At 44.6% G+C, this 23850-nt stretch carries 25 protein-coding genes and 1 other RNA gene; 11 read left to right on the top strand and 15 right to left on the bottom strand.

Going from position 1 to position 23850, the window contains the following annotated elements:
* Positions 1–137: 137 nt before the first annotated feature.
* The 4 genes from BP97_RS0103440 to queF all read right to left on the bottom strand — a co-directional run bounded on the left by BP97_RS0103440 (position 138) and on the right by queF (position 2616).
* Positions 138–371 (bottom strand): ferredoxin, encoded by a 234-nt coding sequence (locus BP97_RS0103440; RefSeq protein WP_028547849.1) that lies wholly within the window; start codon positions 369–371, stop codon positions 138–140.
* 104 nt (positions 372–475) lie between these two features.
* Complete coding sequence (gene mobB / locus BP97_RS0103445) at positions 476–985, bottom strand: molybdopterin-guanine dinucleotide biosynthesis protein B (protein ID WP_051620339.1); 510 nt, start codon at positions 983–985, stop codon at positions 476–478.
* A 1-nt stretch (position 986) separates the two neighbouring features.
* On the bottom strand, positions 987–2282 hold the full coding sequence (locus BP97_RS0103450) for a DNA polymerase IV (protein WP_028547851.1): 1296 nt from the start codon (positions 2280–2282) through the stop codon (positions 987–989).
* A complete protein-coding gene (gene queF / locus BP97_RS0103455) occupies positions 2266–2616 on the bottom strand; it encodes a preQ(1) synthase (RefSeq protein WP_036745458.1) in 351 nt (116 codons plus the stop codon). Before queF ends, BP97_RS0103450 begins: the two co-directional genes overlap by 17 nt.
* Positions 2617–2814: 198 nt before the next feature.
* Here queF and cimA point away from each other — a divergent pair, with 198 nt between their 5' ends.
* On the top strand, positions 2815–4431 hold the full coding sequence (gene cimA, locus BP97_RS0103460) for a citramalate synthase (protein ID WP_028547853.1): 1617 nt from the start codon (positions 2815–2817) through the stop codon (positions 4429–4431).
* A 56-nt stretch (positions 4432–4487) separates the two neighbouring features.
* On the opposite strand, the gene BP97_RS0103465 is transcribed toward cimA, so the two are convergent.
* On the bottom strand, positions 4488–5030 hold the full coding sequence (locus BP97_RS0103465) for a TlpA family protein disulfide reductase (protein ID WP_028547854.1): 543 nt from the start codon (positions 5028–5030) through the stop codon (positions 4488–4490).
* A gap of 175 nt (positions 5031–5205) precedes the next feature.
* Here BP97_RS0103465 and BP97_RS0103470 point away from each other — a divergent pair, with 175 nt between their 5' ends.
* Together BP97_RS0103470 and BP97_RS41655 are read left to right on the top strand one after the other, a co-directional pair.
* Positions 5206–6513 carry an MFS transporter gene (locus BP97_RS0103470; RefSeq protein WP_028547855.1) on the top strand — a complete coding sequence of 436 codons (1308 nt, stop codon included), beginning with the start codon at positions 5206–5208 and terminating at the stop codon, positions 6511–6513.
* A 59-nt stretch (positions 6514–6572) separates the two neighbouring features.
* On the top strand, positions 6573–7016 hold the full coding sequence (locus tag BP97_RS41655; protein WP_028547856.1) for a M67 family metallopeptidase: 444 nt from the start codon (positions 6573–6575) through the stop codon (positions 7014–7016).
* A 32-nt stretch (positions 7017–7048) separates the two neighbouring features.
* On the opposite strand, the gene BP97_RS0103480 is transcribed toward BP97_RS41655, so the two are convergent.
* The 3 genes from BP97_RS0103480 to BP97_RS0103490 all read right to left on the bottom strand — a co-directional run bounded on the left by BP97_RS0103480 (position 7049) and on the right by BP97_RS0103490 (position 10398).
* Positions 7049–7786, bottom strand: coding sequence for an exonuclease domain-containing protein (locus tag BP97_RS0103480; protein ID WP_028547857.1), 738 nt, complete (start codon positions 7784–7786; stop codon positions 7049–7051).
* A 93-nt stretch (positions 7787–7879) separates the two neighbouring features.
* On the bottom strand, positions 7880–8959 hold the full coding sequence (locus BP97_RS0103485; RefSeq protein WP_028547858.1) for a DUF294 nucleotidyltransferase-like domain-containing protein: 1080 nt from the start codon (positions 8957–8959) through the stop codon (positions 7880–7882).
* A 44-nt stretch (positions 8960–9003) separates the two neighbouring features.
* Positions 9004–10398, bottom strand: a complete 1395-nt coding sequence (locus BP97_RS0103490; protein WP_028547859.1) for an ammonium transporter — start codon at positions 10396–10398, stop codon at positions 9004–9006.
* A 435-nt stretch (positions 10399–10833) separates the two neighbouring features.
* Here BP97_RS0103490 and BP97_RS0103495 point away from each other — a divergent pair, with 435 nt between their 5' ends.
* On the top strand, positions 10834–11265 hold the full coding sequence (locus tag BP97_RS0103495; RefSeq protein ID WP_028547860.1) for a helix-turn-helix domain-containing protein: 432 nt from the start codon (positions 10834–10836) through the stop codon (positions 11263–11265).
* Positions 11266–11286: 21 nt separating this feature from the next.
* A complete protein-coding gene (locus tag BP97_RS0103500; RefSeq protein ID WP_028547861.1) occupies positions 11287–11973 on the top strand; it encodes a zinc metallopeptidase in 687 nt (228 codons plus the stop codon).
* Positions 11974–12027: 54 nt separating this feature from the next.
* Here the strand turns inward: BP97_RS0103500 and BP97_RS0103505 are convergent, their stop codons facing one another.
* The gene (locus BP97_RS0103505; RefSeq protein WP_028547862.1) at positions 12028–12921 is read right to left on the bottom strand and encodes a glutamate biosynthesis transcriptional regulator GltC; all 894 of its coding nucleotides are present in this window, start codon (positions 12919–12921) and stop codon (positions 12028–12030) included.
* A gap of 102 nt (positions 12922–13023) precedes the next feature.
* On the opposite strand from BP97_RS0103505, the gene tpx reads away from it, so the two are divergent.
* Positions 13024–13542 (top strand): thiol peroxidase, encoded by a 519-nt coding sequence (gene tpx / locus BP97_RS0103510; RefSeq protein ID WP_028547863.1) that lies wholly within the window; start codon positions 13024–13026, stop codon positions 13540–13542.
* Between the two features lie 96 nt (positions 13543–13638).
* Here the strand turns inward: tpx and BP97_RS0103515 are convergent, their stop codons facing one another.
* Both BP97_RS0103515 and BP97_RS35140 read right to left on the bottom strand, forming a co-directional pair.
* The gene (locus BP97_RS0103515) at positions 13639–14025 is read right to left on the bottom strand and encodes a DUF1499 domain-containing protein (protein ID WP_028547864.1); all 387 of its coding nucleotides are present in this window, start codon (positions 14023–14025) and stop codon (positions 13639–13641) included.
* A gap of 210 nt (positions 14026–14235) precedes the next feature.
* Entirely contained in the window at positions 14236–15399 is a 1164-nt protein-coding gene (locus BP97_RS35140; RefSeq protein ID WP_081823917.1) for an ROK family transcriptional regulator, read from the bottom strand.
* A 156-nt stretch (positions 15400–15555) separates the two neighbouring features.
* On the opposite strand from BP97_RS35140, the gene xylB reads away from it, so the two are divergent.
* Positions 15556–17085, top strand: coding sequence for a xylulokinase (gene xylB, locus BP97_RS0103525; protein WP_028547865.1), 1530 nt, complete (start codon positions 15556–15558; stop codon positions 17083–17085).
* 136 nt (positions 17086–17221) lie between these two features.
* Here xylB and fsa read toward each other — a convergent pair whose 3' ends face one another.
* The 3 genes from fsa to BP97_RS35145 all read right to left on the bottom strand — a co-directional run bounded on the left by fsa (position 17222) and on the right by BP97_RS35145 (position 19201).
* Complete coding sequence (gene fsa / locus BP97_RS0103530; protein WP_028547866.1) at positions 17222–17878, bottom strand: fructose-6-phosphate aldolase; 657 nt, start codon at positions 17876–17878, stop codon at positions 17222–17224.
* Between the two features lie 203 nt (positions 17879–18081).
* Positions 18082–18262, bottom strand: a non-coding RNA gene (ssrS, locus tag BP97_RS39365) — 6S RNA.
* Positions 18263–18340: 78 nt separating this feature from the next.
* Entirely contained in the window at positions 18341–19201 is an 861-nt protein-coding gene (locus BP97_RS35145; protein ID WP_051620341.1) for a YesL family protein, read from the bottom strand.
* 160 nt (positions 19202–19361) lie between these two features.
* Between BP97_RS35145 and BP97_RS40905 the strand changes: the two genes are divergently transcribed.
* Positions 19362–19454, top strand: a complete 93-nt coding sequence (locus BP97_RS40905) for a YjcZ family sporulation protein (protein ID WP_231506202.1) — start codon at positions 19362–19364, stop codon at positions 19452–19454.
* A gap of 181 nt (positions 19455–19635) precedes the next feature.
* Here BP97_RS40905 and BP97_RS0103545 read toward each other — a convergent pair whose 3' ends face one another.
* Positions 19636–21243 carry a degradosome RNA helicase CshA gene (locus BP97_RS0103545; RefSeq protein ID WP_028547867.1) on the bottom strand — a complete coding sequence of 536 codons (1608 nt, stop codon included), beginning with the start codon at positions 21241–21243 and terminating at the stop codon, positions 19636–19638.
* A gap of 274 nt (positions 21244–21517) precedes the next feature.
* On the opposite strand from BP97_RS0103545, the gene BP97_RS0103550 reads away from it, so the two are divergent.
* The 3 genes from BP97_RS0103550 to BP97_RS0103560 all read left to right on the top strand — a co-directional run bounded on the left by BP97_RS0103550 (position 21518) and on the right by BP97_RS0103560 (position 23839).
* The gene (locus tag BP97_RS0103550) at positions 21518–22051 is read left to right on the top strand and encodes a DUF4178 domain-containing protein (RefSeq protein WP_028547868.1); all 534 of its coding nucleotides are present in this window, start codon (positions 21518–21520) and stop codon (positions 22049–22051) included.
* A 59-nt stretch (positions 22052–22110) separates the two neighbouring features.
* The gene (locus BP97_RS0103555) at positions 22111–22875 is read left to right on the top strand and encodes a DUF4247 domain-containing protein (RefSeq protein WP_028547869.1); all 765 of its coding nucleotides are present in this window, start codon (positions 22111–22113) and stop codon (positions 22873–22875) included.
* 139 nt (positions 22876–23014) lie between these two features.
* On the top strand, positions 23015–23839 hold the full coding sequence (locus tag BP97_RS0103560; RefSeq protein WP_028547870.1) for a YitT family protein: 825 nt from the start codon (positions 23015–23017) through the stop codon (positions 23837–23839).
* Positions 23840–23850 lie beyond the last annotated feature (11 nt).

Below are 23850 nucleotides of genomic sequence, written 5' to 3' on the forward strand. Positions count from 1 at the left end.
TTCGTACCTATATTAACACAAATTTTTCCTAGCAACCTAAACTTTATATAAAGAAACATACAAAAAAGACCCATCATTAGGAGAAAACACCTAATAACAGGTCTTGTAATTCGTCAAACCATAGATTCAACTAACTATTAGTTGAACGGGCTGTCAGCAACTTTGATGGAGTCAGTAGGGCAACCATCTTGTGCATCTTGCAAATCATCATAAAGATCTTCAGGGATTTCAGTTACCCCTTTGTTGCCGTCTCCGTCGAAGATTACTTCTGCCAAACCTTCATCATCATAATCATAGATGTCAGGAGCCGTCGCGCCACAGGCTCCACATGCGATACAGGTATCTTTTTCAACCCAAGTGTATTTTGCCATTTTAAAATTCCTCCCTATATTGAAAACCCTATTGTTTTTGTAGCCTTTACCACAAATATAATATAAAACGCGTGAAAGTTCAAATATAAAGTCTACCAACTGTGCTAACAGTCGCTATTCTTTATATGTAAAAGTATAAATTCGGCAATCAATACAATATCCTCCGGATCAAAAAACGGGATATTGGCCGATCGGTATACGCTAAGCTGCTCCGGTGCAATGATAGCAACTGGAGGCTTCGGCAACTGTTTGATAATGTCAGCTTGCTCCGGACTGCGGAATAACGCAATCTGGTCGTGGTTCCCTTTTTTAAAGCCTTCCACCAAAATAAGGTCCAGTTCATCGGATTGCAGATCATCCAACATTTGCTCAAGCGATTTGGATTCTCTGTGGTAGACGATATGAGACTCGGGAGATACGACGACAGCAGCAGCAGCTCCTGCCTGAATGTACTGAGAAGAATCCGATCCGACCGCTTCTTTATAATGCCCATGGGCATCGTGTTTAATTACACCCGTTCGTATTCCCTGCTCCTGGTAGTGCCGCACCAGCCTCGAAATCAGAGTGGTTTTTCCGCTGTCTGAATACCCGGCAAATCCAATGAACCCCGTCATCCTAATCTTCCTCCAAAGGGTGCCGCTTCAAATGATCCATTTGCAGCGAAGTTCCCCGTGCCTTATGGTTGCGAATTAAGGTGGACGGATCGTCCCCCAGCATACCCGCTGTTAATATGGCATGCTCACCGAACTTATCTCGAAGCGCATCCATAGCCTTATTCAGCTTTTCCTTCACGGGTTGCTTTTGATAATCGAACAAATCCAGCTGTACCGGTGCTTCGGTTTTATCAAGCAAATTTTGCAACGTAATGCCTAGCAGCCTAACCGGTTTGCCCTCACGCCAATGCTCCTCGAACAGTTTGCAGGCCATCTCATAAATATCCTCGCGGTTTTCCGTCGGGTTATTTAATTTGGATGCTCTTGTGATGGTCTTCATGTCGGGGTCGCGAATCGTAATTTGCACTGTTTGGGTTAGCAGCTTCTGCCTTCGCAGCCTCCGACCGACCTGATCAGCCAAATTAAGAAATACACGATGGATATCCGATTGTTCTGTGTAATTGCTCGGCAGTGTTGTCGTGTGACCAATGGATTTGCTCTGGTCCTGCTCGGATTGAACGGGCGAATCGTCCTCACCGTTCGCAGAGCGCTTCAAATGAGCGCCCAATACGCCGAACTGCTCGGATAGCAGCTTGTCGTTAGCTTGGGCAAGCTGGCCCAGCGTTTGAATATTCAACCGCTTCAGCTTATCCGCTGTTTTTCCGCCGATACCATACAAATAGGCGCATGGCTTCTCCCAAAGGACATGAGGTACATCCCGCTTCCGTAATACGGAGATCCCGTTCGGCTTCTTCATATCCGAAGCCATCTTCGCCAGCAATTTATTCGGCGCTACTCCTACCGAGCACGGAAGGTGAAGCTCATCGCGAATACGTCGCTGAATCAGCTCAGCTATTTCAAGCGGAGTCCCAAACTGCTTGGAGCCTGTAATGTCAATATAGCATTCATCTATGGACATAGCCTCCACAAGCGGCGAGTATTCGTACGCGATCTTCATAAAGCGCCTAGAAAATTGCCGGTATAAATCAAAATCCGGGCGAATGAGAATCAGCTCCGGACATATCTTCTGTGCCTGGCCGACCAACATGCCCGTCTTGATTCCTTTTGCCCTAGCCGCATAAGAGCAGGTGACAATAATACCTTTACGCAGTTCTACGCTGCCTGCTACCGCTGTTGGCTTCCCCTTATATTGATCAGGGTCCACTGCATCGTGCACAGAGCAGTAGAAAGCGTTCATATCGATATGAAGAATAACTCTTCCGTTTACAGGATATGCAGCATTATTTAGGTTGCTCATACTCGGCGCGAACCGTTGTGTAAATGCCGCCGCGCACGCTGAACTTACCGATGACTTGAAGCTTCCGCGGTTGAGCGAATTCCACAAAATCTTTCAGTATCCGATTGGTAACATCCTCATGAAAATGGCCTTCGTTACGGAAGCTCATTAAATAAAGCTTTAATGATTTCAACTCGATGATATATGGGCCCGGAATATATTTGAACGTAATCGTCGCAAAATCAGGCTGGCCCGTTACCGGACATAATGCCGTAAACTCCGGACATTCAATCTCAACTTCATAGTCGCGATCCGGGTGCGGGTTTGGTATAGGCTGTAAGGTTTTGTCAGACATGTTAGTACACCCCCATAATAAAATTAACCGTTCAAAACAGGTTTTGAACCGCATAGTCTCAGCATACAATTCCACGTAATAGAGGTCAAGCCAGACATTCCGTCTATTTTGTGAAAATAATATCCTTATACGGAAATCTTGTGATATAATATTACAATTATGTTTTCAGAAAGTTCAGTATGATCAGGAGGAAAATCCATGGCTAAACCCGTAAAAATTTTCGACACTACTTTAAGAGACGGCACCCAAGGTGAAGGCATAAGCTTATCTGTCGAGGACAAAATGAAAATTGCCCGCAAACTGGATTCTCTTGGCGTTCATTATATTGAAGGCGGTTGGCCGGGCAGTAACAATAAAGATATTGAATTTTTCAACCGTGTCAAGGAATTGGATTTGAAAAATGCCAAAGTTACTGCATTCGGAAGTACTCGCCGTAAAGATACGCTCCCGGAGAACGATTTGAACCTGAATCGGATTTTAGAGGTCGGAGTTCCTGTAGCAACGATTTTCGGCAAATCGTGGGATTTTCACGTTCATCAGGCGATCCAGACGACCTTAGAAGAGAACCTGGCTATGATATATGATTCCGTCAAATATTTAAAGAGTAAAGGTTTGGAAGTCATCTATGACGCGGAGCATTTCTTTGATGGTTACAAGAATAACTCGGAGTATGCACTGCAAACGATAAAAAAAGCCGAAGAAGCCGGAGCGGACTGGATTGTACTGTGCGATACAAACGGTGGGTCCCTACCTCATGAAATTACGGAAATTGTGACCGTTGTGACACAAACGGTTTCCTGTCCTGTCGGAATTCATGCTCATAATGACTGTGAGCTTGGTGTTGCCAACAGCTTGGCAGCCGTTATGGCAGGCGCTACTCAAGTGCAAGGTACCATTAATGGCTTCGGAGAAAGATGCGGCAACGCCAATCTGGTATCCATCATTCCGAATCTGCAGCTCAAGCTGAACTACCAATGTATCAGCAGCGAGCAGCTTGCTAGTCTTAGCACTGTAGCACGTTATGTAAGCGAAATTGCCAACATGCATTTGCCGATTAACCAAGCCTATGTTGGGTCAGCTGCATTTGCGCACAAAGGCGGTATCCACGTTTCGGCGATACTGCGTAATTCCAGCACTTATGAGCATATCGCTCCTGAGCTCGTGGGCAACAAGCAGCGTGTACTTGTATCGGAGCTGGCAGGTCAGAGCAACCTTGTATTTAAGGCACAGGAGCTCGGACTTGACTTTGATACCAATAACCAGCAAACCAAACAATTGATTGAGCAAATCAAAGATATGGAGCATCAAGGCTTTCAGTTCGAAGGGGCAGATGCTACGTTAGAGCTGCTTATTCGCAACGCATATGGTAAGATCGAGGAAGCATTTGCGCTTGAATCGTTCAAAATTATGGTTGTCAAAACAGCTAACGAACCGGTTGTAACCGAGGCCATTGTCAAGCTTAGGGTCAATGGTGAAACCGTATATAACGCTGCAGAAGGCAATGGTCCTGTGAACGCTCTAGACAATGCGCTTCGCAAATGCTTGCTTCAATACTACCCTGCCCTGCAAAACGTACATTTAAGTGACTATAAAGTACGCGTGTTGGATGAAAAGGACACTACGGCCGCGAAGGTTCGCGTGCTTATCGAATCCACTGATTTCTCTAATTCCTGGAGCACGGTCGGAGTTTCCGATAATGTCATTGAAGCCAGTTGGGACGCTCTTATAGATAGCATTCGTTATGCTCTTATTGGAAAAATAGCTATTGCGCATTCTGAGGACCTCAAAGAACGCGTTGGCATTGTGAATCATTAATAAATAACTATTAAAAAAACTGCCGTTAGCGCCAGAGTGCGCTAACGGCAGTTTTTTTAACTTTGTATCAAAGACTGAATCCTCTGCTCTAACTGGTACGGAGGAAGAACGTGAATTACTTCCCTCAGCGTCCCTTGACGGTCTATGAGAAAACTGGTCGGCACAAACAATATCCGGTACATCTCCGCCGTTTTCCCTTCTGTATCCAGCAGTACTGGGAAGGTGAAATCATTGCGCTCAACAAAGTTTTTCACATCCCCCATTCGATCCTCTCTGGTCACATTCACAGCATATAGATCAAAGCGATCCTTATACTTCTCGTAAACCCTTACCAAATCAGGCGCTTCTTCCTTACAAGGTCCACACCAGGATGCCCAGAAATTAATCATCAGAGGCTTGTCTCTCGGACCTCCCACCTGATAGCTTTTTCCATCCAAGCTTTGAAGTGTAAACGAAGGCACAGGCTTGTTATATTTCATCTCCTTAGGCGCATTAGCCGCAGAGCTTGCTTCCGCTTCCTTCTTCGTTTCGAACAATTGGTACGCTGCCAATATGACTAAACATAGAGCGATGCATACTGCAGGAACATTTCGTTTCATGGTTGTACTCCTTTACTGGTCAATAACGAATGCCTTACATTTGTTAATTATTCTGCCCAAAAAGATGTGCTTTTAGTTCGACCTGCCATGGATAATGATTGAAGAATGGTGTTCCCGAAGGAAGGGTACATTAGGATTACGTAAATAAGCAGCTGAAAGAGGAGAATTTCTGCAGATGCAAAAGACCAAATCACGGAAGTTATTGAACATTACATTTGAAAGTGATATCGACACGGATACGGCTGAACAAACCGAGAGTAAATCAGCCGATAAGAAGGCGGGCGGAGCCAAGGGAAGCATTTGGGAGTTCATCGCTATCGCTTCCGTTCCGCTTGTCCTTGTTCTAGGTAATTCGATGCTCGTTCCAATATTGCCACAAATGCAGGAGCAGCTTGGAATCAGCAAATTTCAGAGCAGTCTGGTTATTACTCTTTTCTCCGTAACTGCAGGGATCATCATTCCGATCTCAGGCTATTTATCCGATCGCTTTTCACGCAAAGGCATTATGATTCCTTCCTTAATAATATACGGAGCTGCTGGAGTGCTCGCAGGCTTTGGCGCGGTATGGAAATCGTATACGATTGTGATCGTCGCAAGAGCGATTCAAGGCTTAGGAGCAGCAGGCACAGCGTCTATTGCAATGGCTTTGGCCGGGGATCTTTACAAAGGCGCAACGGAGAGTAAGGTGCTAGGACTAACAGAGGCATCGAACGGAACAGGAAAGGTAGTCAGCCCTATAATAGGCTCTTTATTAGCGTTAATTGTTTGGTATGCAGCATTTTTTGCATTTCCTGTCTTTTGTTTGTTATCGCTGCTGGCCGTAATATTCTTTTTGAAAGAGCCGAAGAAAGAACAGCCGGCTCCTAAGTTAAAGCCATATTTGCATAAAATCGGAGCTATCCTTAAAGAAAAAGGACGCTGGCTCATCACCGCTTTTTTCTCAGGTTCATTGGCTCTGTTCATTTTATTCGGCGTTTTATTCTACTTGTCGGATATATTGGAGGATGAACCCTATAACGTTAAAGGGGTAATGAAGGGGCTTATCTTGGCCATTCCTCTCTTAGGTATGGTTATCACCTCCTACACAACTGGAGCCAATATTAAGAAAAACGGCACATTGATGAGATGGTTAATGAATATCGGAATGGCCTTAATGACACTCTCCTTAGGAGCTTGTATCTTTTTTCTTGGTAAAAGCATCTATTTCTTGATCGGATTACTAACCATAAGCAGTATTGGGACCGGCCTTCTGCTCCCCTGCCTGAATACGATGATTACCGGCTCCGTGCAGAAACAGGAGCGAGGTATGATTACTTCCATATATAACAGCTTACGGTTTCTAGGAGTAGCCTTCGGACCGCCGCTGTTCAGCTGGATGATGGATATGTCGCATCAAATTGTGTTCATTACCGTAACGACTCTGTCACTCATTACTTTGGGATTGGTGTTCTTCCTTATTAAACCACAGGGCAATATTGGTTGATACTTAATTAAAAAGCAAGCTATAATGACATCAACCTAAAGATAAAGGAAGATGTCATTTTGGCTTTTTCTGTTACAATTCCCCATACAGTAAAGCATGAAATATTAAAATACTGTAGGGAACAATACCCGTTAGAGGCATGCGGCTTCTTATTGGGCTCTGTGACTGATGAATTAGTAAAAGCAAAGTTCTTTGTACCAATACCCAATGCCGCTCACGATCCTTTGCATTCTTTTTCCATGGACCCGGCCTCCATGCTTCCATATATATATCCTATGAACGATGATGTTGGTACGATAATCGGGATCTTGCATTCCCATCCATGCACACCCGCAATTCCCTCCTTTGAAGATTTGCAGACAGCATGGCTCCATATTCCAACCCATTGGATCGTATCTCTTCTTAAAACGAATACCCCAGACGTACAAGTTTACAATTATGATAAATACGGGGAATCCTGCGTACCATTTCACTCGATCCCCTGGTCGGTTGATTCAGATTAAAAAACCTTCGGCACCAAGCTGCGCCGAAGGTTTTAATGATGATGACTAAGCTGTGAATACAAGTCGCCGAGATTATGAATACCTTTTAAACGGATTTCTTCCATAATCATCGCCCAAAGACGCGCTGTCATCTTTGCATCTTCCAGAGCATGGTGACGTTCGGTCACTTCAATTCCATACATATCCAGCAATGTATCCAGGTCGTGCTGTTTCAGCTTAGGATAAAGCCATTTGGCAAGCAGCATCGTATCCAGCATTCGGTGAGATAAATTAACCTTAGATGTTTTCCATAAAGCCGCATTCAAGAAATGCTTATCATGCCCCGTTCCATGGGCAACCAGCAGCTTCTGCTGAACAAACTCCAAAAAGGCGCGAAGCCCCCCGATTAAATCCTGCGCTTTTCCTGCCATTTCATTTGAAATCCCAGTTAAATCAACGACTTCTTCAGGAATAGACCGCTTCGGATTAACGATGCTATAAAAGGTCTGATCCTCCAAAATGGAGGTTCCATTGACAGCTACTGCACCAAAGGAGATAATCTCATCCCCGTTATACGGCGAAAAACCGGTTGTTTCCAAGTCGAAAACAACCAGCTCCACCGAATCCAAAGGGATATCATATAAAGAATTTTTCCGTTGCTCCTTCATGATGGATCGAATGAAAGCCATCTGCTGGGCACTCTGCACATCAAACATGGATGTAATCGCAGGTGTTATTCCACCCATTTTATATAGATGCCACATTCTCCCCGCAGGTCTCATGTCTTTCATGTTTATATCACCTCAGAGTTTTCGTAAGAAAACTAGCTTCGTAAGCGTTTGCTTAAAGTTTTCTTGTTAAAGAAAACTAGCTTCATAAGCGCTCTAACCTTGCTCTATCTCTTTATGCACGCTTTTCTTCACATACTTTTGAAGATCATTGCCGATTCTTAAGCAAAGCTTCAATTCACTCGTCCGTTCTTTCGTAAGTCGATCAGCCGGCAGCTTTCCTCTCGTTGAATAACGCCCTTCTTCTATTTGATAAGGGGTTAAAGAGCGTAATTTCAATGCGATGGACAAGGCTTCCAACCAATCATGAGCAATTTCTTCCTCTACAATCCCAGCTTCAAGTAAAGCTGCAATTCGTCCTTCCGTCGAAGTCGCCCGAACACCCGCTTCGATCCCGAGAAGGCGTACTCCATTTACGATAGGTATATAAGCGCCGTATTTAATATCCACTCCCCCGGCATCTTCCCCATATCTCTCTTTAATTAATTGTCCAAACACTCCAAGCGATATCTTATGATGCAGCGTATTGTGGAGCAAGTGTTCCAGAATGATGGGCTGTTTGTCAACATAGGAGGTTAATTCCTGCATCAAACGGGTCACCAACCCCGAATTACCGTAAACTGCACGCATATCCGCTAAGATCAACAAGTATCTCATATGCTCCCAATTCGGTACTTGAAGCCATTCATAAAGCATTGAACGATACTCGCTCCAGGACTTACGCCATCTATCATTCGTGCATATGACTCCACCTGAGCATAGAGGGTAACCAAGCTCCTGCAGCATGCTGCTAATCCGTTCCGATAATAATGTAAAATAAGTTGCCGCACGATCTGCTAACTCTTGGTTCGCTGAATCCTCATATATTAAACCATTATCTTGATCACTCCAAAGCGTCTGCTCCCCCCGTCCGCCACTTCCAAAAAGGCATAGTGCATAAGGGACCGGTGCTGCTCCTTCATCCTCCTGCTCTAACGATTCCTCCGCCATTCGAGCAACCCTTGAAATCATCAGGTCGTGAACTTGATTCAACTCACGATTCCAATCCAAGGAATGGGAAAGAAGGAGACGCTTCTCGAACTCCTCATGCAATTGATCCCGCAATGGTCGAAGCTGTTGGATACAGCCTGCCGATTGAATAAGCGATCGAATCATTTCCATTGAGTGCAGTCCCATGTAGCATCTCCTTCAGCAATTTCAGTGTAATGTCTGTTGGTTGGCTAGACCGTTTGAGCGCTGCCTGATCCTTGAGCCGATTTCTTCATTTGCTCAGGATAGCCATAGGTGCCGTGCTCGGAAAGGTCAAGACCGATAATTTCTTCTTCTTCGGTAACTCTCAAGCCTACAGTTACCTTAATAATGCCAAGGATAATGAAGGACACTACCAGAACGAAGACGAATGCCCCGAATACTCCCAACGCTTGCACCCCTAATTGCTCCAAACCGCCGCCATACAAAAGTCCTGCTTTACCGACGGCTACTTTCTCAGCCAATTCTGGTGTTGCGAAAATCCCTGTGGACAAAGTGCCCCAAATACCAGCGATACCATGTACGGAGAAAGCGTAGATCGGATCGTCGATACCTGCTTTTTCAAACCATTGAGCCGTGAAGAAGGTGATGATCCCTGCCAGAGCACCGATAATGATCGCATCTCTTGGAGTTACGAATGCGCAAGCTGCCGTAATAGCAACCAAAGCCGCAAGAACACCGTTCAACATGCTTGGAATGTCCGCTTTTCCGAAGTACATCCACGATACCACTAATGCTGCTACAGCACCAGCCGCTGCTGCGAGGTTCGTTGTCAGAGCCACATAGCCGAAGAACCCGTCGCCTGTTGCGCTTAATGTGGAGCCAGCGTTAAAGCCGAACCAGCCGATCCACAGAATGATAACACCTAACACAGATAATACTTGGTTGTGACCTGGAATCAAGTTTGGTGTCTTATCTTTATTGAACTTCCCGATCCGCGGCTTAAGAAGTATAGTAGCAACGAGTGCAGCTGTCGCACCTTGCAAGTGAACGACCGTTGAGCCCGCAAAATCTTGCATCCCCAATTGACCTAACCAGCCACCGCCCCATACCCAGTGGGCTACAACGGGATAAATCAGCACGGTGAACAAAATTCCAAATATAAAGTAAACAGGAAGCTTACCCCGTTCTGCGAAACCGCCCCAAGCAATTGCAAGTGATACTCCACAAAATGCTAATTGGAACAAGAACAAAATTCCGATTGGAATCGGTGATTCAGCAAAGAGTCTAATCGATGCAGTCGCTTGCTCTTGGGTTCCATCCAAGAAGAAACCGCCAGTTCCTATAAAGCTGTTGCCGTCACCAAAAGCGAAACCGAAGCCGATAGCCCAGAAGGCAATGGCGCAGATACCAAAAGTAAGAATAGTTTTACCAGCTACATGACCCGCATTTTTCATTCGAGTGGACCCAGCTTCCAGAAGTGCGAAACCCGCTTGCATAAAAATAACCAAAATTGCTGCGAGCATAACCCATACGGAGTCTATTGCGTTGGCTAGCTGTGCCGGTGTTTTATCATCTGCAGCAAAAGCCATTGTCGGTACCAGCATGGATAGGACACCTGTTGATAAAAGCAACTTCTTAAACATGGTTGACCACTTCCTCTTCAATGTTAATTTATATAACATATATTGAAAATCTTAATGTCATTATATACAGCATTTCTCAATTTGACAATAGGATTTTAATGAAAATACAGTAAAAAACGAAAAATAACCTTACATAAATTATGCATAATTCGGTTTTTAAGCATATATACTAGTGAATTTCATGTTTTAATGTCATATTAAGTGACAAATAGGTACAAACCTCTTACAATTACATACCTGGCCTATATCTTAATTGATGTAAGCTTTTGATAACATCATTTATTGTGTCGGATTCATCCCTTCATCTAAAGAAACAAAAAAAGCATAACGTTTGACTGTATGGTTTGGTTTCAGTTATCATGAATACTAAAGAGCTTCCGATGTACATACATACTAATTAATAATAATAATTGGAGGAGGGGATACCATGGGGATATGAAGCTGTATAAAATAGGTGAGTTAGCCCGCATAACCAACGTCAGCCCTAGAACTATCGACTATTATACGAAGATGGGACTCATTGAACCTGAAAAACGTTCAGACACAAATTATCGTTTGTACAGCGATGAAACCTTAACGCGGCTCAAACGTATTGAAAATATGAAAAGGGAAAAGTATACCTTAGAGGAAATCAAGGCGAGCTTAAAGTTGTGGACAAAGGTAAGTCATGATGAGATCGTTACAGATAAATTGACTAATATCCAGCTTCATCTGCAGCAACTGCAGAAGGAAGTGCAAGAGATCAGTCCGATTCTTGACAAGCTCAAACCGTCCCAACTGAAAAACTTCAACAAAATGCTTACACCGCACACAGCTGCGTGTATTGAAGCCTTGCTGCTGCTACTCGGTAAAAGCCCCTTTTCCTAATATATAAGGAGGTCTGCTGCCATGTTTTTTCACCCGATGGATTTTGTGATCATCATTGCTTTTCTGCTTTCTCTTTGGGCTCAATTCCGAGTCAAAAGCACGTTTAACAAATGGGCGGAAGTACCGACTTATTCCGGAATGACGGGGTATGAAGCAGCCCGCCGCATGTTGGATGCCAACGGTTTGTACGATATTCCTATCGAGCCGGTACAAGGACGTCTTAGCGACCATTACGACCCGATTCACCGAGTCGTGCGTTTGTCCGAGCCCGTGTATTACGAAAACTCGATTGCTGCCGTTTCTGTTGCTTGCCACGAAGTCGGCCACGCCATTCAACATAAGGTGTCTTATCCGATGCTTACTCTTCGGCACAAGATGTTCCCTGCCGTGAACTTTGCCTCTGGTGTAGCGCCATTGTTAATCATAGCTGGTCTAATCTTTCAACAATTCAGCTTCCTGCTCGGACTTGGTATTGTCTTCTTCTCCGCAGCCGTAGCTTTCCAACTAGTAACGCTGCCTGTAGAGTTCAACGCCAGTAACCGTGCCAGAGACCTGATGGTTGCAGAAGGCTTCATTACGAACGACGAAGAACGCGGAGTAGCTAAGGTTCTGAATGCTGCGGCATTAACTTATGTAGCTGCCGCATTGATCTCGCTCCTTGAGCTTGTGAAGTACATTATGATATTCACTAACCGCAACGACGACTAATAAATTGCAGCACAAAACGCCGCTCATGAGAGCGGCGTTTTTTATTTGAGTATTTTATTTTTTACAATTAAAAAATTCCAATAAAAATTGTTGAAACACTTCCGCTACAAGCGGCAGCTTCTCGCCCGATCTATGAATGAGACCGACGCTGCGAGTAACCTGCGGCTCAATAACCCTTACTTTTGCAGGCTGAAGTTGGCTAATCTCCGTCAGAGCCATTTCCGGCAGCAGACTGACCCCCATACCCGCAGCCACCAGGCCGCGGATAGTATCCGTCTCTTCTCCCTCGAACCCGATCCTCGGGACAAAGCCCGCCTTCGCACAGGCTTCGAGGACAATATTACGAAGCGAGTATTCCTCGCTGAACATAACGAATGCTTCATCCTTAAGCTGTTCCAGTCTAATAACGTTGTAATCGGCCAGTACATGGCCTTGAGGAACAATTGCATACATTTCCTCCTGCAGCAGCAGTTCGCCTATTACATGCTCGTTTCTGCTAGGCAGAGGCGATATGAATGCCAAGTCGATCTCCCCGTTCTTCACATCACGGATAAGACTGTTATAAGTTCCTTGACGCAGCCTGAATTTCACATTCGGATGGGACTGACGGAAGTTTGCCACAACCGTCGGCAATAAATAAATGCCTAAACTGTGAGGAAACCCGATTCGAATTTCTCCAACCTCCGGGTCCAAAAATTCGCGCACCTCGATAACCGCTCTTTCCAATTCGGTCAATACTGCTTCCGCACGGCTTAAAAACAATTTGCCAACCGGAGTCAGCTGCAAATTGCGTCCCTTTTGAACAAATAAGGATACGCCAAGCTCCTCTTCTAGTTGATGTATTTGCCGGCTTACTGCCGATTGAGCCACATGCAGCTCTTCGGCCGCCTGGGTAACATGTTGTTTTCGAGCTACCTTCACAAAGTATTGCAGCTGTCTAAGTTCCACTACGGTTCTCCTTCCGATTGGACAAGTTCCTTTTAAAAAGTTTATAATAATTAATGGTGAAATACCAATCATTCTTAATTGTATTTAAGGAGGCCCATTTACATGGCACAAGAACGTACCGGAGTAGCAACTTTTAAAAGCAATCCGATTACTTTAGTAGGACCTGAAATTAAGGTAGGAGACAAAGCTCCTGATTTTAAAGTTAACAAAAACTTGATGGAGCAAGTATCGTTGGCTGACTACGCAGGCAAAGTAAAATTGATCAGCGTGGTTCCTTCCCTTGATACAGGTGTTTGTGACGCTCAAACTCGCCGTTTCAACGAAGAAGCTGCTAAGCTTGGCGATAACGTAGTCGTATTAACTGTCAGCGTTGACCTTCCTTTCGCTCAATCCCGCTGGTGCGGTGCTGCAGGCATCGACAAAGTCGTTACTTTGTCCGATTACAAAAGCAAATCGTTCGGCGAAGCTTACGGCGTATTGATCAAAGAGATCCAATTGCTGATGAGATCCATCTTCGTTATCGATGCTAACGACACCGTTCAATACGTTGAGTACTTGGGCGAAATGACTGAGCATCCTAACTATGAAGCAGCAGTGGAAGCTGTTAAAAAATTAGTATAATTGTACATAACATCTGTCCAAGAAAAAACAGCGAGAGAAGTCCAGCTTCTCCCGCTGTTTTTATGTTTAATAAATCATTTAAGTAACTTTGTCATACTACTGATCTTTATAGGCAGCGAGTCTTTTATCCAATTGTTTGTATATCTCAAGGATAGTCCTATAATTTGAACCAAGATCACCTAACGACCCTCTGGAAGCCGAATAAATATCAATAGCTGATTTTAATGGATTAATAGCAAACAAAGTTAATGTGATATCCTGAGTACGACCCGTGATCGTTCTTTTCTCTACTACGATTTCCCCGACATTCTTCACCTCATGAAGCAGCTTATAGCCGTTCATTTTTTTAAACATATTGGTGACTTCATCCCAAACCTGATCCATCGAAAGTTTATAGTATCGGGTTTTCAAAGCCGGATCTTTCGCTCTCTCCCCTGTTGTTTCGTGGCTGCGAATAAGGCCGATTAAGGTGCGCTTTAACAAAGCCTTCCCTCCTCATAGAAGTACAATACAAAATCCGGTTTACACTGTCTTTTATCATATCATTGTTTGCTTGATTGAGAAAGAGTTATTTCACATTTTTGACAACTTTATGATAGGGAGATGAAGAAATATTACAGTTAGATGACAATAACTTCCTACTTCCTGCTATAGGAATAAGGTCTCATTGCTCTTGCTCGTCCATTAGAGCTATTAACCCTGCATTTTCTCACGAATCACCGCGGAAATGGCACCTAAAGCGCAGCAATCTTCTCCTAACCGGGAATAGGTGACTTGAACATTAAATGAGCTCAAATAAGAGAATCGGGAATCCAAAGACTCATGAATACTTTCATTTATCCAAGGTGCATATTGCCCCATTGCGTTACCAATGACAATCATTTGCGGGTTAAGCATATGCATCATATTGCCTATACCAACACCTAAATGAAGTCCAGCTCTGCGAACCACATCAATGGCCTCGGTATCTCCCCTGTTCAATCTCTCTAGTATTCGTGCAGTAAAACCGGGTGTGTAATCCATATGTAAATCATTCGCAATGGCACGTTCGGATGCGTAGGTCTCCCAACACCCCTGATTGCCGCAAGAGCAAGGTCGTCCATTCAATTCCATCGTTGTATGCCCTATTTCCCCAGCATATCCATTATTCCCTCTGAAAATTTCACCCTGCAGCACCAGTCCTGCCCCAATACCCGATGCCACACTTAAATACAGCATATTTGAGCAATCCGCCGCAGCACCGAACTCCAATTCACCTAATGCTGCCAAGTTCGCTTCGTTATCAATGAGCACAGGAATACCAAGCTCTTCCTCGACGGTGTCTTTCCAATTTAATTTTTTCCATCCTGTATGAGGTACAAACAAAATACGGCTGGATGGGTATTCCACAAATCCGTGAATCCCGATCCCTACACCGAGCAAACCAAGCGGGCTTTCTGGCAAGTCTGCTCGTTCTTGTCTCAATATGGTTAGCAACTGCTGCAGCACCTTATCCGCTTGTCCTGCTTGCTCATAAGGGTATAAGGATTTACGAACAATAGCTCCGCACATATCCGAAACGATTACCAGCATATTCGTCGACCTAAGATCAACCCCGATTATATAACCTGCTTCATTATGAATTTCCAGCATCATAGGCTTTCTGCCACCGCTTGATTCTCCGATTCCTGATTCCACTACCCAATATTCGGTTATCAGCTCCTCTACAAGAGCCGATACGGTTGCACGTGTAAGCTTGGTCCGTTTGGCAAGCTCCGCCCTTGATATAGGTGCATGCAGTTTGATCAGCCCCAATAAAGTCGATTTATTAATCGATTTCAATAGGGAGCTATCGCCTGACATTGTCCCTCGTTTCACAACACTCACCATCCGTTTCGCGTGACGACTAACTAATTTATTTTATATAACCTGGTTACAAAAGTCAGCAGGATTTTTCAATTTGCCTTAGAATATATTATATCACGCATTTGTTTATTTGATAAACAAAGTTAATTCATGTTTGAGGTGAAGATCATGTCTTATTTTCTCGGAATCGATTTAGGGACTTCCGCAGTTAAGTGTATTTTAGTTGATAACCAAGGCCAAGTAAAAGCAAGCCACAGCGTAGAGTATCCTCTATTACAGCCTCATCCAGGATGGGCTGAGCAGCATCCAGAGGATTGGTGGAACGGAACAGCAGCTTGCATACGCGCACTGTTGGACAAAGCAACTGTAAACGGCCAGGATGTAGCAGGAATAGGCTTGTCCGGGCAAATGCATGGCTCCGTGTTTCTGGATAACGAGCTAAAGGTAGTCCGCCCTGCCCTATTGTGGTGCGATCAGCGGACAGCCACACAATGTGAATGGATAGAACAGACGATCGGAGCGAAGGAACTCGGAAGGCTAACTGGCAACAAAGCATTGACGGGCTTCACTGCACCGAAAGTGATTTGGCTTCGCAACGAGGAGCCGAATAACTATAATCGCACAGCCCATCTCATGCTCCCTAAGGATTATGTCCGTCTGCAGCTGACTGGGGCATTCGGTATGGATATGGCGGACGCCAGTGGCACGCTGCTGCTGGATGTGGCAAACCGCAGATGGTCCTCTGAAGTGGTCGAGCAGCTTGGCATCCCCATGGAATGGCTGCCGCCGCTCTTCGAGAGCAATGAGATAGCTGGTCATCTGCTCCCGACTGCTGCCAAACTGACTGGCTTGGCTGTTGGCACCCCTGTCGTTGCTGGCGGTGGTGACCAAGCATGCGGCGCGGTTGGCGTCGGTGTCGTGCAGCAGGGCATCGCTTCTGTTGCCCTAGGAACCTCGGGTGTCGTCTTCGTTCATGACGATACTTATCAAGCAGACGAAGAATGCAGACTGCATTCCTTTTGTCATGGCGTACCAGGCAAATGGCATCGTATGGGTGTTATGCTAGCAGCCGGCGGTTCGTTCCAATGGTGGAGAAATCACCTCGCACAGGAAGAACAAAAACTTGCTGAAGCGCAAGGGCGCGATGTATATGAGCTGCTGACAGAGCTAGCGGCTACAGCACCTTTAGGAAGTGAGGGATTGCTTTTCATGCCTTACTTGACCGGTGAACGCACTCCTCATCCAGACCCTAAAGCACGCGGCGGTTTTATCGGCTTAAACTTGCGTCATGATAAAGCACACCTTACTCGAGCGGTTCTCGAAGGTATTACCTTCGGACTGAGGGATTCTATGGAATTAATCAAAGCTTCCGGTATCGAAATTAAGGAACTGCGAGTCAACGGAGGAGGAGCCCGCAGCTTGTTCTGGAGACAAATGATTGCAGACATTTTCGGTTATCCTGTCGTAACAGTCAATTCGACGGATGGTCCAGCCTACGGTGCTGCTGTAATGGCGGCTTCAGGCGTTCTAAAACAGGATATAAGCGATTTATGCGAACGATGGATACAAGTCGTCGACCGGGTAGAGCCAAAGCCTGAGAATCAAGAACTGTACGAAAAATATTACACCGTGTTCCGCTCATTATATCCAACCTTAAAATCAACCTTACATCAACTAACAGACCTTGCATCATCATGAATAAAAACGAGTATTGCCTGTCTAGGCAATGCTCGTTTTTATTTCGTGGCATATACCCTACACTCGCTCTCACAAATATACCCATATAAAAAAGCCTGTTCAGATATCTGAACGGGCTTTTTTATATGTACCGAAATTAAAACTGGCTTAATTTCGCGCCTTCCCAGTCTGCAAGGAAACGTTCGATTCCTGCATCAGTCAAAGGATGCTTAGCCATGGATTGAATAACTTTATAAGGAACTGTTGCAATATCCGAACCCGCCAATGCCGCTTCAATTACGTGTGCGGAGTGACGAACGCTTGCTGCAATAATTTCCGAGGAAATATTGTGCACTTTGAAGATTTGACCGATTTCTTTAATCAGGTTCATACCGACTTGGTTGATGTCATCCAAACGGCCGATGAACGGAGAAACATAAGTAGCTCCCGCACGTGCTGCAAGCAATGCTTGAGTGGAGCTAAAGATCAAAGTTACGTTAGTTTTGATGCCTTCTTGAGTGAAAATTTTAGTTGCTTTCAGACCTTCTTCAGTCATAGGCACTTTAACTACGATGCCTTCGCCCAAAGCTGCAAGCTTACGGCCTTGTTCAACCATTTCGTTAGCTTCAAGACTAATAACTTCTGCACTGATTGGAATATTTCCAACTATGGAAACAATCTCCTTAACCGTTTCAAAGAAGTCTCTGCCTTCTTTAGCGATTAGAGAAGGATTCGTTGTTACCCCAGCAATAACTCCAAGATCGTGTGCTTTACGAATTTCTTCCACATTGGCTGTGTCGATAAACAATTTCAAAATCAGTCACCCTTTCATATCTTTTCCTTCAATCCTGTTTATACACCGCTTCTTGTAAAGAAGGTAAGATACCAGAGAGCTTGTCCCCTTTTTAATCTGAATTCGAAAGTATTTAGGTCATAGCAAGAATATAAAAGAATTCATCAGGAACGCTTTTGGCACTTGCTTCATTACATGAATATGGTAATAACAGTAAATGACACAAAAAACCCGCATATGCCGTCCGATTTAGCGTTTCAAACCCGCTCTCGCAGGTGGGTGTCCGCAGAAGCGTCTTTGAGGTCCCTTTTCGGGGGCATGTCAGCAACGCTACAATGTAGGTCTCCCAAGAAACAGTCATTGGTTCAAAACAACTTAAAACCGAAACGAACATCGCAGGATTTTGTTGTACATTCATTATATGATCTTCTGGCTCGAATGTAAACCTAGGACACTACATAACTTGCTACCATCATTGAAACTTTATGGTTTGTCCGGTTTAGTATGCCCTTCGAGCTCTTGTTGATTCATTCGCTGTTCTTGCTTGTCCGTTCTATCGCTCTCAGCTCTATCCATGATCGGTACTAGCTCAGGCTCTTCGCTTGAAGTTTCAGCCTCCGCTTCCTTCTCAGCCATCTCCTGCTGCTTCATTTGCAGTTGTCCAAAGATATGGTTAAAATGCCAGAAGGAAATAACTGCAATAATGCTACCCATGAAAAATGGAATTAAGAAAGTAAATTTGGCAAAGCTGAAATAAATAACGACTCCATTAAGAACTATCATCGAGATCGAACGGACAGGATGTCCAATCGAAATTAATACGGCATTTTTAATTATTTGAAAAAGCTTCATATGAAGATGAGACAGGATGGAGAAAAAATGGAACAACGAAACCGAAAGCAGAACGGTTAGCGTTAGAACTAAATATTTCAATAGACTGAGGTTACCCGTCTCCATGTTATAAAAGTAAAAATTAACAGCAATGATAATACCAAACACCAGATAAACGAGACCGCCCAGCATAGCTTGTTTATAGTTATCTTTATAACCCCGAAAATAGGTTTTGAACAAGGGGACATCTTCTTCTCCGGTAAGCCATTTGCGGGCAACAGAGAACATAGCCGCAGTAGCTGGAAACAGTGTAAACGGTGACAAAATGCCAATGATTATTAACATCTGGTATAAAGAAGCAAGGGATTCGTCAAATTGAAGTGACATTAACCCCATCATTCCTGCAATAAACACAGGCAGCGAGCAAAGTGCCCATAACACATTTATAACGGATAACCGCATGATCCATTCCGATATACGGTAAAATCCCCCCATTAACCCTCTAAACTCCAATATAAAACCCTCCTTAGCGATCTACATTTGCTGCAACAACTATATAAGCTATATTATAGCCTATTTTTCATGAACTAGGTAGCTGTCTATGCGCTTTTCGTCTATAGACATATGTTATATTAGCACCCGGCAAAGACACAAGTAAAGGAGGTTAGCAACCATGTCATGCGGAGCTAATTTGTGGACTTCTACCGGAATAATCCTCGTACTGTTTATTCTGCTTGTTATCATCCTTCAAAGCTGCTTCATCTAATAATTGCAAATATGAGAAAAACCTCTTCCGAGGTACTTTCACAGATAACGGACCACGATTATAGGGAATTTTAAATGGGAAACACACTTCATTTTTAGCTTAACCGCTTTAATGGACTTAACCATTCCTATAGGGTAAAAAAAGGTGGGGCTTTCTTTAACAGAAAGCCCCACCTTTTTTATTAATTTTTCACTAATTCTTCATTGGAACGAGAAGAAGTGGAACGATTGAAGCCACGGTCGCGATTATATTCGCGTCCTTCACTACGGCCTCCGCGGTTATCGCGGTTGTAGTCTCTTCCGCCACCGTCTCTGCTTCCACCATCTCTGCGAGGTGGTCTGGAGGCAGAACCGGAACGATCACGATCATACGGTCTGCCGCCTTCGCTGCGACGAGCACCGCCTGCTGTTCCGTAAGGACCGGAAGGTCTACGACCGGAGCTGCGAACGTCTGGTCTTCTTTTCTTAGCACGAAGCGGCTCTTCTGGAGTCAATTCGATTTCGATTTCCTTCTTGTCGCCAGTCAACAATTTCAACGCGGATGCAAGCAAGTGTACAGAATCATGCTGCTCCAGCAGTTGAATTGCCAAACCTTTATATTCGTTGTGCTCATCCTTCTGAAGAACTTCCAGGATGCGCTCAGCTGTCATTTTTTGTTTACCTTCGATAGCCTCAGCCAAACTAGGCATAGGCTTTCTTGTGATTTTATGACGAGTGATTTTCTCGATAAAATACAAGTGATCGATTTCTCTTGGTGTTACGAACGTATAAGCTGCGCCTTCTTTACCTGCACGACCGGTACGGCCGATACGGTGAACATAGCTCTCAGGATCCTGAGGCAAGTCGAAGTTAATTACGTGAGTAACGCCGGATACGTCCAAACCGCGAGCCGCAACGTCTGTAGCTACCAATACATCAATGCTGCCGTCACGGAATTTGCGCATAACGTTATCGCGTTGATTTTGAGACAAGTCACCGTGAAGACCTTCTGCTGTATAGCCACGTTTTTGCAACGCTTCTGCCAACTCATCAACGCGGCGCTTCGTACGTCCGAAGATAATAGCCAGCTCAGGAGCTTCCATGTCAATCAACCGGCACAAAGCTTCGAATTTTTGTCTTTCGTGAAGCTCGATGTACGATTGGTCGATCAATGGTGCGCTAACTTGCTTTGGAATTACGGAAACATGCTCAGGGTTGCGCAAGAATTGATGAGCCAGCTTTTGAATGTTAGCTGGCATTGTAGCGGAGAACAGCATCGTTTGACGCTCTTCCGGTACCAGCTTCAAGATAGATTGAATATCCTCCATGAAGCCCATATCCAGCATTTCGTCCGCCTCGTCCAAAATAACGGTTTGAACATCGTCCAATTTGATGGTTTTACGGTTGATGTGATCAAGCAAGCGTCCTGGAGTACCGATAATGATTTGAGGTCTTTTTTTCAAAGCGCGAATTTGCTTCACGATATCTTGACCGCCATAGATCGGCAGGGAACGGATTCCTTTGAATCTTCCGAGTTTCTCGATCTCCTCAGCTACTTGAATTGCCAATTCACGGGTAGGGCACATAATCAAAGCGACGATTTTTTCTTCCTTCACGTCGATTTTGTTAACGAGCGGAATACCGAATGCCGCTGTTTTACCTGTACCGGTTTGTGCTTGCCCGATCAAATCGCGATTGTCCATTGCGATTGGCATTGCTTTTTCCTGAATCGGTGTGGATTCTTCAAAGCCCATCTCCGTAATGGCTCGAAGTACCTTTGGCTCTAATCCGAATTCATTAAATGTTTTCAAATGATTTAATCTCCTTTTAATTTAGGGTTCTTATTTGTATTTACCCTTAAGTGCGACTCCTATATCCTTATATTGTATCTGCAAAATGCGTCCGAAGCATTCGAATTTAAATACGCAAGGCCGTACTTAAGAATATCTTTAGTATTATACCACAAACGGAAATGATATTCCAGAAATTTCACCGTGAAACCTTAAGTTCCGCTTTATCGTATATAATATGTATAATAGTCATCAGAAGATCTTTTTTTAGGATATATACAAAGGAGAAATGGCCATGTCGATTTGGAAAAGAGTCGGTTCCATTATTAAAAGCAACAAAGAAGAGCCCCCTGTTAAAGCAGCTAATCCTGTCGAAGAAACACAGGTCGGAGATATTATTAACGTGGATCTAGAGGAATATGTCGTTTCGGGAAAGCTTACTTACTTTGACCGCGGCTTCCCACCTCACCGATACGCCTATTATTTACAAAACGGGAACCAATTTGCATGTCTGCTCGTTGAAAAAGGACGCACATATGAATGTTTTCTCTGCCAGTTTGTGGAAGGCTCTTTGGATAGCCCCCACGATGTGCCGACTGAGCTCGATTTGGACGGCGAAGCGACCTTCACTTTGGAAAATCATCGCAGTGACATGGTTCGAGCAGACGGAAATACCGATTTTCGCGGTAACGACGAGCTCATGATCTGGCGTTATTTCGGACCTGAAGGACGTTATTTCTTCCTCCAATGGCAGGATGGCAAGTTCGTTGCAATGGAAGGAAGCAAAACGCTGGTAGGACAAATTAAGTTCATTAAAGGCAGCCGATAATACTTGTTCATTTTGCCATCCGCTGTGCGGTTGCATTCTTGTATGGAGGTGATTCTGCTATGAAAAAGCGTTCGGTGCAGTGGCTTGCGATCCTATTGGTTTTTGCCCTGCTCACAGCATGCGGTAACGCCGGCAATTATATTAAAGACAATTATTCCTTAATTGATGTGCAGGGTCAGGGTAAAAATACAGCCAAAATCTATTCCGTCGAAGGCAAAGATGTTCCTACTGTTGCAAAGGAACTTGCCAGTCAGGAAAAACCGAAGGAAACGAGCAAGGAATCTGCGGATCAGATGTTCCTTGTTTACGATAACAAGATTGTGAACGTTCAAAAGGATCCTGATAATGCAAGCAATTCGCTCGTAGAGTTAGATTCTATAGAATATGCAAAGCAAAACTATGACTCATCCTTTTTACAGGGTTACGTAGCTGCTTCATTGCTGCAATCGTTATTCGGTGGAGGATGGCTCAACAGTAACCGGGGCAGCAGCGACTATCGAGGGTACACTTCAAGCAAACGATATGAGGATTACGGAAAATATCAGGCTGCTCCTAATTCATCCACTCCAAAATCAGGCAGCAGCGATACAACGCCGTCAACGACCGAGCGAAAAGGAAGCTTCAGCACCGGTTCGAAGGCAACGACGCCAAATTCTTCGGGCACCACAGGCAGCAATAGCTCGAGTTCTAAATCTGGAAGCAGCAGCTCAAGCAGCAGCATCCGTAAGAACGACGGTTCAACTCCTACCTACAAAGCGCCAAGCTCGAGCTCCAAGTCTTCACCAAGCACAAGCACCCGCTCGGGTTCCTTCAAAAGAAAATAGAATACCAAAGCCCTGCAACGGAATCGTTGTTCAGGGCTTTTCTTTTGCCTCCCTCCAACCTTACCAACAAATGATTGAAATCAGAGTTCCAGCCCATACTGTATATAGATCAACAATGACATTATGGAGGAACCCTCACATGCTTTACCAATGGACCCGCTCAATCATTGTTATTATTATCGGCTCTGCACTCGTCTCGATCAGCTTTAACTTGTTTCTCATCCCACATCAGCTGCTAAGCGGCGGTATTTCCGGAATCTCGATGATCGTCGGCTATTTGACCGGTTGGAATATTGCGCTGCTCTACTTTATAAGCAACCTTCCCGTTGTCATATGGGGTTTAATGAAGATAGGACGCAAGTTCATCATTCTGAGCGTTATTTCCGTCATCGTCACATCCTGGTTCATGGATATCATTCCTAAGCACGCCATCGCACAAGATGAGATTCTGGCAGCCGTAACCGGCGGTGTCCTCGTAGGCATCGGCGCCGGCATATGTATGCGCGTAGGTGGCTCCACCGGCGGATTTGACATTATTGGATCGATTATTACGCAGAAACGGGATTTTCCGCTTGGAACCTCCCTTTTTGTCTTGAATGGAGTCGTCATTATCGCTCTTGGGTATCTCAAAGAAAACTGGGACTTGGCTCTGTACTCTATGCTCTCCATATTCATATCCGGCAAAATCATTGATACGATCCATACCAGGCATTTGAAGATTACGGTGTTCATTGTGACCCGTAATAAGGATGCACTGCTGGAGCAATTAATGAAAATACAACGAGGGGTAACGGTACTCAGTACCGAAGGAGCCTATACTAAACATACACAGCATATGCTAATGACGGTGACAACGCGTTATGAGCTTGTCGAATTGCAACAACTGATCCGTACAACGGCTCCGGATGCCTTCGTGAATGTTGTGGAGACCATCTCGATTTTGGGTCAATTTAGGCGCGGATAAGCCCATTTAAA

Origin of the sequence: Paenibacillus sp. UNC451MF, assembly GCF_000686845.1 — a bacterium.
Classification (GTDB): Bacteria; Bacillota; Bacilli; order Paenibacillales; family NBRC-103111; genus Paenibacillus_S.